Source organism: Sulfitobacter sp. 15WGC (assembly GCF_005068605.1).
Classification (GTDB): domain Bacteria; phylum Pseudomonadota; class Alphaproteobacteria; order Rhodobacterales; family Rhodobacteraceae; genus Sulfitobacter; species Sulfitobacter faviae.
Genome location: NZ_SZNL01000015.1, coordinates 71,318 through 85,197 on the forward strand (window position 1 = coordinate 71,318; position 13,880 = coordinate 85,197).

Annotated in this window: 16 protein-coding genes; 6 read left to right on the forward strand and 10 right to left on the reverse strand. The window is 63.3% G+C overall.

The annotated features are described in order from the left end of the window. Positions 1-79: 79 nt before the first annotated feature. The 8 genes from FCK22_RS13445 to secG all read right to left on the reverse strand — a co-directional run bounded on the left by FCK22_RS13445 (position 80) and on the right by secG (position 6,320). Positions 80-817 (reverse strand): transporter substrate-binding domain-containing protein, encoded by a 738-nt coding sequence (locus FCK22_RS13445; protein ID WP_067261001.1) that lies wholly within the window; start codon positions 815-817, stop codon positions 80-82. 25 nt (positions 818-842) lie between these two features. Next, complete coding sequence (locus tag FCK22_RS13450; RefSeq protein WP_067261003.1) at positions 843-1,619, reverse strand: ATP-binding cassette domain-containing protein; 777 nt, start codon at positions 1,617-1,619, stop codon at positions 843-845. 111 nt (positions 1,620-1,730) lie between these two features. Then, on the reverse strand, positions 1,731-2,171 hold the full coding sequence (locus tag FCK22_RS13455; RefSeq protein ID WP_067261004.1) for a TerB family tellurite resistance protein: 441 nt from the start codon (positions 2,169-2,171) through the stop codon (positions 1,731-1,733). Positions 2,172-2,207: 36 nt separating this feature from the next. Further along, positions 2,208-2,645: a TerB family tellurite resistance protein gene (locus FCK22_RS13460; RefSeq protein ID WP_067261006.1), complete on the reverse strand. Its 438-nt coding sequence runs from the start codon at positions 2,643-2,645 to the stop codon at positions 2,208-2,210. An 84-nt stretch (positions 2,646-2,729) separates the two neighbouring features. Then, entirely contained in the window at positions 2,730-3,023 is a 294-nt protein-coding gene (locus tag FCK22_RS13465) for a DUF1330 domain-containing protein (RefSeq protein ID WP_067261008.1), read from the reverse strand. A gap of 3 nt (positions 3,024-3,026) precedes the next feature. Then, entirely contained in the window at positions 3,027-3,818 is a 792-nt protein-coding gene (gene rlmJ / locus FCK22_RS13470; RefSeq protein ID WP_067261009.1) for a 23S rRNA (adenine(2030)-N(6))-methyltransferase RlmJ, read from the reverse strand. A gap of 313 nt (positions 3,819-4,131) precedes the next feature. Next, positions 4,132-5,775: a CTP synthase gene (locus FCK22_RS13475; protein ID WP_067262354.1), complete on the reverse strand. Its 1,644-nt coding sequence runs from the start codon at positions 5,773-5,775 to the stop codon at positions 4,132-4,134. A 179-nt stretch (positions 5,776-5,954) separates the two neighbouring features. Then, the gene (gene secG / locus FCK22_RS13480) at positions 5,955-6,320 is read right to left on the reverse strand and encodes a preprotein translocase subunit SecG (RefSeq protein ID WP_067262351.1); all 366 of its coding nucleotides are present in this window, start codon (positions 6,318-6,320) and stop codon (positions 5,955-5,957) included. A 341-nt stretch (positions 6,321-6,661) separates the two neighbouring features. Between secG and nthA the strand changes: the two genes are divergently transcribed. The 5 genes from nthA (at position 6,662) to FCK22_RS13505 (ending at position 9,881) form a co-directional block, all read left to right on the forward strand. Continuing rightward, a complete protein-coding gene (gene nthA / locus FCK22_RS13485; RefSeq protein WP_082851983.1) occupies positions 6,662-7,279 on the forward strand; it encodes a nitrile hydratase subunit alpha in 618 nt (205 codons plus the stop codon). Further along, positions 7,276-7,950: a nitrile hydratase subunit beta gene (gene nthB, locus FCK22_RS13490; RefSeq protein ID WP_067262336.1), complete on the forward strand. Its 675-nt coding sequence runs from the start codon at positions 7,276-7,278 to the stop codon at positions 7,948-7,950. The genes nthA and nthB overlap by 4 nt, the downstream gene beginning before the upstream one ends. After that, the gene (locus FCK22_RS13495; protein WP_067262335.1) at positions 7,947-8,273 is read left to right on the forward strand and encodes a nitrile hydratase accessory protein; all 327 of its coding nucleotides are present in this window, start codon (positions 7,947-7,949) and stop codon (positions 8,271-8,273) included. The genes nthB and FCK22_RS13495 overlap by 4 nt, the downstream gene beginning before the upstream one ends. 80 nt (positions 8,274-8,353) lie before the next feature. Beyond that, complete coding sequence (locus tag FCK22_RS13500) at positions 8,354-9,649, forward strand: adenylosuccinate synthase (RefSeq protein WP_067262332.1); 1,296 nt, start codon at positions 8,354-8,356, stop codon at positions 9,647-9,649. Positions 9,650-9,653: 4 nt separating this feature from the next. After that, entirely contained in the window at positions 9,654-9,881 is a 228-nt protein-coding gene (locus FCK22_RS13505; protein WP_067262328.1) for a DUF2842 domain-containing protein, read from the forward strand. A gap of 59 nt (positions 9,882-9,940) precedes the next feature. On the opposite strand, the gene FCK22_RS13510 is transcribed toward FCK22_RS13505, so the two are convergent. Then, positions 9,941-12,088 carry a hypothetical protein gene (locus FCK22_RS13510; RefSeq protein WP_247738179.1) on the reverse strand — a complete coding sequence of 716 codons (2,148 nt, stop codon included), beginning with the start codon at positions 12,086-12,088 and terminating at the stop codon, positions 9,941-9,943. A gap of 53 nt (positions 12,089-12,141) precedes the next feature. Here FCK22_RS13510 and FCK22_RS13515 point away from each other — a divergent pair, with 53 nt between their 5' ends. Then, a complete protein-coding gene (locus tag FCK22_RS13515; protein ID WP_231886281.1) occupies positions 12,142-12,837 on the forward strand; it encodes a thiamine pyrophosphokinase in 696 nt (231 codons plus the stop codon). On the opposite strand, the gene FCK22_RS13520 is transcribed toward FCK22_RS13515, so the two are convergent. Beyond that, entirely contained in the window at positions 12,773-13,699 is a 927-nt protein-coding gene (locus FCK22_RS13520; RefSeq protein ID WP_067261627.1) for a DMT family transporter, read from the reverse strand. The genes FCK22_RS13515 and FCK22_RS13520 overlap by 65 nt on opposite strands. Positions 13,700-13,880 lie beyond the last annotated feature (181 nt).

Sequence of the window (13,880 nt, forward strand, 5' to 3'; positions counted from 1 at the left end):
GGCCCCCGTGGGCTGATCTGCGCGCGGGGCCCGCGCAGGCATGGTCAGGCGCGCCGCGACGGGCGCGCCTGAGATGGAATCACTCGTAGGTGGTGGTGTCTTCGCCGAACCACTTCTTGAGCATTTCGTTCAGCGAGCCGTCTTCCTTCATCTCGGTGATGACGGCGTCGAAGGTGTCGCGCAGCTCGGTGTCGGACTGGCGCAGGCCCATGCCGATGCCACCGCCGAGCGGCACATCGTCGCCCACGAACATCAGCTCACCGCCAGATTCCTCGACGATCGGCACGAGGTAGTCTTTGTCGGCGAAGACCGCGTCGGCCTCACCGTTGCGCACGGCGGCGACGGTCTCTTCCGGGGTTGCGAATTCGATCAGCGTGGCGCCGCTTTCGGCGACATAGCCCGCTTGGATGGTCGCGGTCTGACCGGCGACAACGCCGCCTTCGAGGTCCGCGTCCTCAGAAGCCGCGACATAGGCCGAGGCGGTGGGCGGATAGTAGTTCTGCGTGAAGGCGATGACTTCTTTACGCTCGTCGGTGATGCTCATGCCCGCCATGATTGTGTCGTAGTTGCCCGACACGAGGTTGGGGATGATGCTGTCCCAGTCGTTCTTGACCCATTCGCAGGTCAGCTCGGCGCGCTTGCACAGCTCGTCACCCAGCTCACGCTCGAACCCGTCGACTTCGCCGGCGTCGTTGATGAAGTTGTAGGGGGGGTAGGCGCCCTCGGTGCCCATGCGGATGGTTTTGCCATGGGCTTCGGCCATCGCGAAGCCAGCGGTCATGCTGAGCGCGACGCTTGCCAGTAGGATCTTTTTCATTTGGTAACTCCCTTTGGTTCTCGTTTTACGCAGGCTGGGTTGCCGAAAGGAACCCACGCAGACGTTCCGATTTGGGCGCGCCGAAGACCTCTTCGGGCGTCCCTTGTTCTTCGATCAGACCTTGGTGCAAAAAGACGACATGATCGCTGACATCGGCGGCCAGTTTCATATCATGGGTCACGATCACCATCGTGCGCCCCTCTGCGGCCAGATCCTTGATAACCTTGACGACTTCCTGCTCCAACTCGGGGTCGAGCGCGCTGGTGGGCTCATCAAAGAGCAGCGCCTCGGGCTCCATGCAGAGGGCGCGGGCGATGGCGGCGCGCTGTTGCTGCCCGCCGGAGAGCTGGGCGGGGTAGACATCGCATTTGTCGCCGATGCCGACCTTTTCCAGATAGCCACGCGCGGCGCGCTCCACCTCCGCCCGGTCGCGGCCCAGCACGGTCAGCGGCGCTTCCATCACGTTTTGCAGGATCGACATATGCGCCCAGAGATTGAACTGCTGGAACACCATCGACAGGTTGGTGCGGATGCGCAGTACCTGTTTGGCGTCCGCCGGGCAGCGCTGGTGGCCGTCGCCCTTCCACCGCACCGGTTCGCCCTTAAAGATCACCTCGCCCTGTTGGCTGTCTTCCAACAGGTTGCAGCAGCGCAGCAGCGTCGATTTGCCCGAGCCGGACGACCCGATGAGCGAGATCACATGGCCACGCGGGGCGGTCAGATCGACCCCTTTGAGAACCTCCAGCGTGCCATAGGCCTTGTGGAGGTTCTTGATCTGGATAACCGGGGTGTCTGTGGTCACGGAAACTGTCGCCAATCTGTCATTTCAGTGCGCTATAAAGCGACGAATCGACGGAAATTGCAACGCAGAGTTTGCCCCGCGTTGCATCACAGTCCCGGTCCTGACGCTAAGTCAGTTTTCTTTCGCAACACGCTGGCGGGCCATGGCGCTGTCGGTATCAGTGACGCCCAGTAGGTTCGACACCAGCCGCAGCAGCGCGTCTTCTTCGTCGGAGCGGCTGCCGTCGGCCAGAACCACCTGCCAAAGCGCCTCGATGACCTCCAGACGGTGTTCATAAGGCACCGCATCCTTGATCGCACGGGTAAAGCGCACGGTGTCGGGGGCTTGGGCCTCCAGCGCTTCGGCCTCTTTACGCAGGGCGGTGGCGTCGGCCTCGTTCAGGCCGTAACGCTGGGCGGCGATCCGGTCGATCAAGCGCCGCTCGCTCATCGCGTAGTCATTGTCAGACCGGGCGATGCGCACCAAAAGCGCGGTCAGCGCGAGGCGGGCGTCATTATCGGCCAATGGATCGGGTTCGGGCTGGGTCAGCCGTTTGAGAAAGTCACCAAACATATATGCGTCATCATCCTGCTGCGGGAAAAGGGAATGTCATAGCGTGTTCAAAGCGTTGGCGCGGGCTGCGGCCATATCCTCATCCGACAGGCCAAGGGCGGTTTCGATGGCGACAAGCTGAATTTCCTCGTCTTCGTTGCGCGCCCCGTCCGATAAGGCCACCTGCCACATCGCCTCGCCCAACGCCTTGCGGTCGGCATAGTCGACCTCTTCGCGCAGGATGCGGGTGAACTCCGGCGTGCCGGGGGCGTCGCGCTCCAGCGCTTCGCAAGTGGCACGCAGTTTCGCCGCCTCGATGGGTTTGAGGCCAAAGGTCTGCGCCAGAATGCGGTCGATCTGGCCAATCTCAGAAGCGCGGTAGTTGCGATCGGCAAAGGCCACACGCACCAAAAGCGCGCCCAGTGCCAGTTGGGCATTGGGCTGCGGCAAAGGTTTCGGCTGTGCCTTGCGGCGGGGGAACAGTCGGTTCAGCATGGGGCTCACTTATCGCAGGAAACAGGGTCGCCATAGAGGAAACTGCGCATCGGGGGCGCAGGTTCCTGCAAAGGCCACATGGGCTTAGCCGTCATAGCCCTCGACGATCACCAAAGACCCGTCCGCCACGTTCAGGCGAATGTCTTTCGCCCGTTGGTAGCCGGGGCTTTCGTAACAGGCGACCGCATCGGCGTAGCTGTCGAATTCCAAAACTACGGTGCGGGCGCGCATTTGCCCTTCGCGGATCTGCTGGGTGCCGCCGCGGACAAGAAAGCGCGCGCCGTAATCCGCAAAGGGTTTGGCATTGGCAGCACGGTATTTGTCGTAAATCGCAGTGTCGTGGATATCCATGGTGGCGATCCAATAGCCCTTTGGCATTTGTTATCTCTCCTGTTGGGTCAAGGTGGCGAAACGGGCGGTGAGGTTCTGTGCCTCATTGTCGAGCCCGTAGGGGGGATTGATCACGAACATGCCCGAGCCGACCATACCATGCCCGGGCCGCGCGGGCGGAAAGCGCACTTCATGGCGCAGCGCATCGGGGTGGTTGGCGGTAAGCTTGTCGAGCATCGGCTCATGCGCGCGGTTTGTCAGAATTGGATACCACAGGGCGATGATGCCCACGTTCCAAGCGCGGTTGAGTTTGGCGATCTGCCGCGGAATGGTCTCGTAATCGGTTTTGATCTCGTAAGAGGGGTCGATCAGCAGCATCCCCCGGCGCGGTGTTGGCGGGGTCAGGGCAAAGGCCATCTCGAACCCGTCGCTGAGGTGGCATTTCGCGGGGTAGGGCGACATCGCCAAATCAAGGGCGCTATGTTCTTGCGGGTGCAACTCGGCCAGATGGATGCGGTCATCGGGGCGCAACAGTTTCGCGGCCAGCAGGGGAGAGCCGGGGTAGGCGCGCGGGCCGTGGGCCTCGCGCAGCGCTTCCAGAACCTGCCTGTAAGGGTGATCAGGGGCGAACCAATCGCGCACCTTGTCGATGCCCTGCCGCGCTTCGCCGGTCTTTTCCGCCGCCGCATCCGACAGGTCATAAAGCGCCCGGCCTGCATGGGTTTCCAGATAGGTGAGCGGTTTGTCCTTGCGGGTAAGATAGGACAGCATCCACGCCAAAAGCGCGTGTTTCTGCACGTCTGCAAGGTTTCCGGCGTGGTAGATGTGTTGATAGCTCAGCATGGCCTAGCTGTAGCGGATGGGATGGCGGGTGCAACGCGAAAGAGGGGGGAGGGCCAGCGCCTGTCCGCGGGTGGGCGAACCAAACCGCGATCCATGCCACTTTATGGTGCTACCGTGATGTGTTCTCGCAGAAGTACGCGCCCGTCGCGAAATCGCCTACCCGACGCACCGCAGGTGCGCCGAATGAATGATGGCACGCCTACGGCGTGGCGGGCGGGCAGGCGAGGGCCCGGCGCCTGCGGCTTGATTCCGGGCCTTTTAGTGGTTGCCGGCAGAAAAAAGGCCCGGCGCAGAACGCACGGGCCTCAAGAGCTTATACCAACCGCGAAACATCCTTGGCGGCGCGCACGAAATCCTTGAACAGGGGGTGCGGGTCGAAGGGCTTGGACTTCAGCTCAGGGTGGAACTGAACGCCGATGAACCACGGGTGATCCGACCATTCGACGATCTCAGGCAGCTTGCCGTCGGGCGACATGCCCGAAAACTTCAGCCCGGCCTTCTCAAGCTGGTCCTTATAGGCGATGTCGACCTCGTAGCGGTGACGGTGACGCTCGTCGATGGTGGTGGTGCCATAGGCTTCGGCCACGCGCGACCCTTCAACCAGCGTTGCGTCATAGGCGCCCAAACGCATGGTGCCGCCCTTGTCGTCATCGACCTTGCGCGCCACCTTGTGGTTGCCCTGAACCCATTCCTTGAGGTGGTAAACCACCGGCTCAAAACGCTTTTTCCCGGCTTCATGGTCGAATTCTTCCGACCCTGCCGTCTTCAGACCCGCCACGTTGCGCGCCGCCTCGATCACGGCCATCTGCATGCCAAGACAGATGCCCAGATAGGGCACCTTATGCTCGCGGGCATATTGCGCGGCCTTGATCTTGCCCTCGGTCCCGCGCTCACCAAAGCCGCCGGGGACGAGGATCGCGTGGAACCCTTCGAGATGCGGACCGGGGTCTTCGCTGTCGAAAATCTCGGCGTCGACCCATTCGACCTTGACCTTCACCCGGTTCGCCATGCCGCCATGGGTCAGCGCCTCGGCGATGGATTTATAGGCGTCTTCAAGCTGGGTGTATTTGCCGACGATGGCGACTTTGACTTCGCCCTCGGGGTTGTAAATGCGGTCGGCCACATCTTCCCAACGCGACAGGTTCGGCTTGGGCGCGGGGGTGATCTGGAAGGCATCCAGAACCGCCTGATCCAGCCCTTCGCGGTGATAGGCGAGCGGAGCTTCGTAGATTGATTTCAAATCCTGCGCGGCGATCACCGAATCCGGGCGCACGTTGCAGAAAAGCGCCAGCTTCTCACGCTCCTTGGCGGGGATCGGACCTTCGGAGCGGCAAACCAGAATGTCGGGCGCGATGCCGATGGAGCGGAGTTCTTTGACCGAGTGCTGCGTCGGCTTGGTCTTCAATTCGCCGCTGGCCTTGACGTAGGGCAGCAGCGTGAGGTGCATGAAGATACACTGGCCGCGCGGCTTGTCTTGGCTGAACTGGCGGATCGCCTCAAAGAAGGGAAGCCCCTCGATATCGCCCACGGTGCCGCCGATTTCGCAAAGCATAAAGTCGACCTCATCATCGCCAATGTCGATGAAGTCTTTGATTTCGTTGGTAACGTGAGGGATCACCTGAATGGTCTTGCCCAGATAATCGCCGCGGCGCTCTTTCTCTAGCACGGTGGAGTAAACCCGGCCCGAGCTGATGCTGTCGGTCTTGCGCGCGGCGACGCCGGTGAAACGCTCGTAATGCCCAAGGTCGAGGTCGGTTTCTGCGCCATCATCTGTGACGAAGACCTCGCCATGCTCGAAAGGCGACATCGTGCCAGGATCGACGTTCAGATAGGGGTCCAGCTTGCGCAGACGCACTGAAAAACCGCGTGCCTGAAGCAAGGCACCCAAAGCCGCTGAGGCCAGACCCTTGCCCAGCGACGAGACCACACCGCCTGTGATGAAGATATAGCGTGCCATGTGATCGGAGACCCCCGTGAATTCAAAGTTTGTTGCAGGCAAAAACCAGCCAAACGCGCTGCGGAAAACCGCAACACCACGGGATTTAAGCCTTACAGGATTCGTGCGTTTGAGGCAAGGCCCGCCGCAACATACAGTTGCGGAACCGGGCCGTGCCTCAAGGTTTTGTGTTCGTTAGGTTAATCGGCGGCAGGGACCAGCGGTGTGTTGCCATCCGCGGAAGGCGGCAGCAGATCGTCGCCCGCGGGCAGGGCCGGGCTGCCATCTTGGCTCTGGGCGGGCGGTGTCGCGCTCAGCCGGTCGATGACCGACGAGCCTGCGGATTTTTCCGCTGCGATGATGGTCAGCGTGATCGACGTGGCGATGAAACCGGCCGCAAGCGCCCATGTCACCTTGCCCAATGCCGTGGCCGCCGCGCGGCCCGAAACGGCACCGCCGCCACCACCGCCCATGCCAAGGCCGCCGCCCTCGGACCGTTGCAGAAGTACCACGGCGATCAGGCCAAGAGCCAGAATCAGGTGAATGATCAGAACGACATTTTCCATGGGTACGACAGCTTTCGGTTTTGGTTGGCGGGTATCTATTCGTCTTTGCCCATGGGGGCAAGGGTGGATTGCCGCCGGGTGATGATCGGATCGGGAGGGGGCGGCCTAAGGGATCAAAGGCACGAGCAAAGACCGCCGCATGGGGGCGACGGTCTTTTGAAGCAGTACTCAACCACAATATGTAAGAGGGCTATCCTGGAATTAAGGTGGTGCAGACTCGCTTCGTACATTCACTATAGCATGAAATGCGGGCAAATTCGCCCATATTCTTTGCAGAGAAATGAAGGGATTGCCCGTGATCGGCGATGGACAGCCGAGTGCCGCTGGGGCAGTCTGCCGCTATGCCACATGATCATTCAGACCACGACCACCCCCATGCCCTGCTGCCGCCCGAGCCTGCGCTCAGGGTCAAAGCGTTGGAGACACTGCTGACGGCCAAGGGGCTTATCGACCCCGCCGCCTTGGATGAGATCATCGACACCTATGAAAACCGCATCGGCCCGCGCAACGGGGCCGAGGTTGTCGCCCGCGCCTGGAGCGATCCTGATTTCCGCACGGCGCTGCTTGAAGATGCGACCGCAGTGGTGGCCGAGATGGGGTTCTTCGGGCGGCAGGGCGAGCATATGGTCGCGGTCGAGAATACGGATGAGGTGCATAATATCGTCGTTTGCACCCTGTGCTCTTGCTACCCTTGGCCGCTTTTGGGCATCCCGCCGGGCTGGTATAAATCCGATGCCTACCGCGCCCGCGTGGTACGCGAGCCGCGCAAAGTGCTGGCTGAATTCGGCGTCGACCTGCCCGAAGAGACCGCCGTGCGCGTTTGGGATTCGACGGCTGAGGTGCGTTATCTGGTGATCCCGCAACGCCCTGCGGGGAGCGACGGCATGGATGTCGCCGCGCTGGCCGATCTTGTCACCCGTGACAGTATGATCGGCACCGGATTGGCCAAAGCGCCATGACCCGCGTGCATGACATGGGCGGGCGTTTCGGTGATGGCGCGGTGACGCCTGAGGGCGAAGACGTGGTCTTTCACGCCGATTGGCACCGCCGCGCGCTGGCGCTGACCTTGGCCACGGGGACGTTGGGCAAATGGAACATCGACGTGTCGCGCCATGCCCGCGAATGTCTGACCCCGACCGATTACATGCGGTTCAGCTATTACGAGAAATGGATCGCCGGGGTGGCCGATATGCTGGTCGCGCGCGGGGTGGTCAGCCGCGAGGAACTCTCGGGCAAAGCCGCGCCCACGCCCAGCCCGCTGGCGGAAAAGGCGTTGAAAGCGCCGCAGGTGGCCGGGGTGCTGGCCCGTGGTGGTCCGGCGGATCGCCCCTCGGACGTCACGCCGCTCTTTGCGCCGGGCGACAGGGTCGTCACCCGCAAGCAGCCGGAAAACAGCATCGTTCCGGGCGGGCACACCCGGCTGCCCGCCTATGCCGCGGGCGCTTCGGGGCGGGTGCTGCGGTTGCATGGCACCCATGTTCTGCCTGATAGCAACGCCCATGATCTGGGCGAAGCGCCGGAGCCGCTTTACGCGGTGGCCTTCCCGGCCTCTGAGCTTTGGGCGCATCCCGAACATCCCCGCGATGAGGTCGTGCTCGACCTCTGGCAAAGCTATCTGGAGGCCCCATGAGCGCCCCGGAACCCGTGTTCGAGGCGCCATGGCACGCGCAGCTTTTCGCGCTGACGGTGCATCTGAACGAAAGCGGCCTTTTCGACTGGCCCTTCTGGGCCGACCGCTTTGGCGCGACTTTGGCGCGCCACGGACTGACGCGCGCCTTGAACGGCGGGGAGGACTATTTCAACGCTTGGCTCGAAACCCTCGAAACCCTGCTGATCGACGCGGGCCATGCCCGTCCCGGTAATCTGCGCGCCCTGCGCGACGGGTGGGAGGCCGCCTATCTCAGCACCCCGCATGGCGAGCCGGTGCATCTGAAGGCAGGGCCAAGCGTCTAAATCCGCTCCCCCGTTTTTTCGAGTTTCACACGCCTGCCACTGTCGCTATACGGGCGCGGGACATCGCAAAGGAATATATCATGGCCAATGTCGTCGTTGTCGGCGCCCAATGGGGTGACGAGGGAAAAGGCAAGATCGTTGACTGGCTCAGCGAACGCGCCGATGTGATCGCACGCTTCCAAGGCGGGCATAACGCGGGCCACACGCTGGTCATCGACGGCAAGGTCTACAAGCTGCATGCGCTGCCTTCGGGCGTGGTGCGCGGCGGCAAGCTGTCTGTCATCGGCAATGGGGTGGTGCTGGACCCCTGGCACCTGCTGAAAGAGATCGAGACGATCGAAGGGCAGGGGGTTGAGATCAACCCCGAGAACCTGATGATCGCGGAAAACACGCCGCTGATCCTGCCCTTCCACGGTGAGCTTGACCGCGCCCGCGAAGAGGCGGCGAGCAAGGGCACCAAGATCGGCACCACCGGGCGTGGCATCGGGCCGTGCTATGAGGACAAGGTTGGCCGCCGCGCCATCCGCGTGGCCGATCTGGCCGACGCCGCGACATTGGAGGCCCGCGTCGACCGCGCGCTGCAGCACCACGATCCGCTGCGCAAGGGGCTGGGCGTCGAGGCCATCGACCGCGACGCGCTGATCGCGCAACTGCAAGAAATCGCACCGAAAATCCTGCGTTTCGCCGCCCCCGTTTGGAAGGTGCTGGCCGAAAAGCGCAAAGCGGGCAAACGCATCCTTTTTGAGGGCGCACAGGGCGCGCTTTTGGACATCGACTTTGGCACCTATCCTTTCGTCACCTCCTCGAACGTGATCGCGGGGCAAGCGGCGACCGGCGTGGGCCTTGGCCCCACCGCCATCGACTATGTGTTGGGCATCGTGAAGGCTTACACCACCCGCGTCGGCGAAGGCCCTTTCCCGACCGAGCTTGAAGATGCGGATGGTCAACGTCTGGGCGAGCGCGGCCATGAGTTTGGCACCACCACCGGGCGCAAGCGCCGTTGTGGTTGGTTCGACGCGGCGCTGCTGCGTCAGACCTGCGCGACCTCCGGTATCACTGGCATCTGCCTGACCAAGCTCGACGTGCTTGATGGCTTCGAGACGCTGAAGGTCTGCGTGGGCTACGAGTTGGACGGCGAACGGCTGGACTATCTGCCCACCGCCGCCGAGCAGCAAGCCCGTTGTACGCCCATCTACGAAGAGCTGCCGGGTTGGTCCGAATCGACCGAAGGCGCGCGCAGCTGGGCCGATCTGCCTGCCAATGCGATCAAATATGTGCGCCGGGTCGAAGAGCTGATCCAATGCCCCGTGGCGCTCGTCTCGACCTCGCCGGAGCGGGAGGACACCATTCTGGTGACCGACCCTTTCGCGGACTGATCTGATGGCGCTGAGCTACAAGGCGCGCCGCCGTTGGGCGCTGGTGATCCTGCTGATCGGGCTGCCGAGCTATATCGCCGTGGCGGTCTGGACGGTGGCCCAGTTCGACCGCCCGCCGGTGCTGCTTGAGCTTGGCATTTATGTCGCCCTTGGCATCGTCTGGGCGCTGCCGTTCAAATTTGTCTTTCGGGGCATCGGACAGGCCGACCCCGATGCGGAAGATGATCGTTAGAACGCAATAAAAAAAGCGCCCCGCGGGGCGCTTTTTCTTATCCAGCGGTGGGCCGTGGTTTAACCCACGGCGCGATGATCGGGGCGGTAGCCAATCTCATCCGAGACGGTGAAACGCCCGCCTTTGATCTTTTCGATCTTACCTGCGCGCAGCAGTTGACCGAAGGAGCGCAGCCCGTCTTCGCGGGTGAAATCCGGCAGGCCGATCGAGCGGACCTTGCCCATCAACTGCGGGCGAGAGAATTGGTCACGCCCCTCGACGAAAGACATGTAAGATGCCGCTGCCTCAAGCAGTTCGGGCAGTTTGGTGGCGCCCATGTCGGCGGCGAAATCGGCAAAGCTTTCGGCGTCGGGGTTGGTTTTGACCGGCTCGACCACGGCGGCCACTCGGCGCGGACGCACGGGGCCCGCGCTGCGCAGCTTGTCGACATCAATGCGCTGTTCGGCCACCAGTTTCAGCGGCGCGGAGCGGGCATCGGCCTTAGGCCGCTCGGTCCGGGCCGGGCGGGTGACGGGGCGGCGCGGGCGGACCACATCGGCCAAGTCTTCGCGGTAGGCGTCATCCGAGGTCGCGGTGGTGGCGCGGCCCCCCATTGCTTCGTCGGCTTTCTTGGCGGCCACGGCGGCGCGCAGATGGGCAAAGGCATCGCGGCGCGTGGTGCTTTCGGCTTCGTCCATCTTGCTGTCGGTTTCCGCCATCAAGCGCGACATGTCGGGGCCGGTCTCATCGTCGATTGTGGGCAGGCTGTGACGGGCCGCTTGCGCAGGCGCGGGCTGCTCTTCGACTGGCTCCGCTGCGGCTTCGACCTCTTCGGGCTCTTCCTGAGCGGGCGCCGCTTCCGACTCGGCCATTTCAACCGCAGGCGTCTCTTCAGCCTCTTGCGGGTCGGCGCCACCGAGTTCGGCTTCCAAAGCGGCCAATTCCCGGGCCAGCTCGTCTTCATCCTCGGGCGACAGGGAAGAGCTGCGCTTTTCCTCTGTCTTCGCGGCAGGCGCCTCTTGCGGTGCCGGGTCCGAGACCTCTTCGAGATCGCCCCGCGCCACGGCGGCTTCGAGATGCGCGCGCTTGACCTTGATCACACGCCCTTTGCGCGGCAGGTCGGCAGCGTCGATTTCCGGTGCAGCTTCGGCTTGGGCTTCGGCCTCAGGCTGTTCATCGGCCTCGGCGTCGAACAGGCTCTCGTCCGTCTCGGCGCTTTCGGCCTCATCCTCCTCTTCGGCCTCAAGCCGGTTGAGGATATCGGCGAGATCGTCGTCCTTATCCTCCGCAGCCTCCTGCGCCAGTTCGGTCGCTTCATCGGCCTCCAGCGCGTCTTCGATGTCACGGCGGGCGGCGGCGATGGCGGCTTGGCTCTCTTCCGGCGCTGCTTGCGTTTCGGCGGTGGCGCGGGCCACGGGTGCGGCTTCTTCCTCGTCATAGCCAGCCACTTCGTCTTCGTCCTGCTGGGCGACGACGGCGCGGATGCGCTGCAGCTTCGCGGCGATGCTGTCGGCAGGGGCGGCGCTTGCGGCGGGCAGCTCTTCGACGCTGGATTCCTGCGCTTCGTCCTCGAAATGAGTCTGCGGCTGCGGGCTGGCGGCAAAGAAGGCTTCGGCTTCGCTGGTGTCTTCTGCTTCGGCAGCCAGTGCAGGCGCGGCCTCTTCGGTAGGCGCGGGCTCTTCAGCGGTCTCTGCGATCTGGGGTTCCGGCGTGGTGGGCGCTTCCACTGCGGCGGTGTCGGCGATCTCGGCCTTGAGGGGGGCGGGCGCCTCTTCCTCTACCGGCGCAGGCTGCGCTGCGACGGGGGCTTGCTGCGCTGCGGCCTCGGTTTGAGCCGGCGCGGCGGCGGGGGCCGCCGCTGGGGGCGCTTGGGCCGGGGCTTCGGCGCTCTGGTTCTCCAGCGCACTCAGGACGATCTTGCCTTCCTGCTCACGGGCTTGCACCCGGCGGGAAACTTCGCGCTGCGCGATCCGGGCGAGCATCTCGGCATCGGGTTGCGGTGGTTCGGCACCGAAGTAGCGGTCATCCGAGGCCAGATCGCGGAAATACTCGGCAATGGCCTTCATCGTGCCGAAGGAATCGTCGAAGCCTTCCAGCGTGCACGAAAAAGTGCCATAGGAGACCGTCAAGATTTTGTTGCTGTTCATCATCGGATGCTCGTCCTCTGCGGTGTTGCAGGTATCGTTTACCACGATGTCCAAGACCAAAGCGGCTCGAATCTGTGCCATTCAACGTATGATTTCAAGGCAAGATTAAGGCAGATTTCCATAAGGGGCATTAATTGACCACTTCAGAGCATATCGTAAGGGAGGAGGGGCCAGTCACGCTGCTGGGTGGCGGAGAGGTCTTTGCGGGGGACATTGAAGCGGCGCTGGCGCTGGCCCCGACCTGCGTGGCGGCGGATAGCGGTGCTGCGGTGGGCGTGGCGGCGGGGGTGGAACTGGCCGCGGTCATCGGCGATCTTGATTCCGCCCCGGCAGAGGCCTTGGCCCAAATCCCCGCCGCGCGGCGCCACCGCATCGCCGAGCAAGAGAGCACCGATTTCGACAAGGCGCTGACCCGGATCGACGCGCCGCTGGTGCTCGGGGTCGGCTTTACCGGGGCGCGGTTGGATCATCAGTTCGCGGCTTTCAACACGCTCGCCACCCATCCGCATCGCTCCTGCATCCTGTTGGGCGCGCATGAGATCGTGCTGCTGGCCCCACCGCGGATCACGCTGCCGACGGCGGCGGGGGATGTCGTCTCACTCATGCCTCTGGCCCCGGTGACGGGGCGCAGCCAAGGGTTGGAATGGCCAATCGACGGGCTGGATTTCGCGCCCGGTGGCCGGATCGGCACGTCGAACCGCGCCTTGGGGCCGGTCACGCTTGAGATCGATGGCCCGGATATGCTGCTGATTCTGCCGCGTCGTCTTATGGCGCCATTGGCGGCGCAACTGCTGCGGCCAGAGCACGCGCCGTGGCCCGCTCGCGCATGACGATGTAGAGCCCCGCGCCCACGGTGATCAGAATGCCGAGGCCCGCCAGTGGGTTGGGCAGGTCGGAAAAGATCAGCAGCCCAAGCAGCGTGGCAAAGGGAATTTCCAGATATTGCATCGGCGCCAAAGTGGCCGAGGGGGCAAAACGCAGGGACCAGGTCATCAAAAGATGCGCTACCGTGCCCAGCACCCCGATGCCGAGCAGAAGGGTCCAGTCGAGCGCATCGGGTTGGATGAGCCGAAGCGGCGCGATCTGCGTCATGGTGCCAAGCGCGAGGGGCGGCAAGATCATCAGCACCGCCATGACCCCGCTGACGGCTTGCAGGCTGATCGGATCGGTCTCTTTCGCGATCTGGCGCGTCACCAGCATGAAGAAAGAAAAGACGACCGCCACGACGACGGGCAGCAGCGCGGGCCAGCCGACATTGGCAAAGCTCGGCTGTACGATCAAAAGCGTGCCGAGAAAACCCACGATGCTCGCGCCCAAACGTCTGGGGCCGACCTCTTCGTTCAGGACGAACTTGCCGAGCAGCAGCATGAAAAAAGGCATGACAAATGCGATGGCGACCGCATCGGCGAGGGGCAGGTATCTCAGCGCGGTGAACATCGCTGCGATGCCCGCCATGTGCAAAAGGGTGCGTAGAAAGGTCAGCCGTAACACCCGGCCCCGCATGTGCCAAATTCGCCCGGAGTACCAGACGATGGGGATCAGGATCAGCGCCTGAATGGCAAAGCGGAGCAGCACCACCTGCCCCAGGGGGACCGAAGCGCCCAGTAATTTGGCCACCGCATCGCCCACGGGGGCGACGATGCAGAAGCCCATCATGAGGGCTATTCCGATGAGGGGCCGATCCTGTTGCATTGCGTTACGCTAAGGAAACCTTGTTGCAAATGCAATCTTTGGTTGAAGTTTGATTGCTGTTGTCTCGCGCTTTTTCTCAGAGGCAGAGGCAGAGGCAGAGGCAGAGGCAGAGGCAGAGGCAGAGGCAGAGGCAGAGGCAGAGGCAGAGGCAGAGGCAGAGGCAAGAGGCCGTCCACTACCC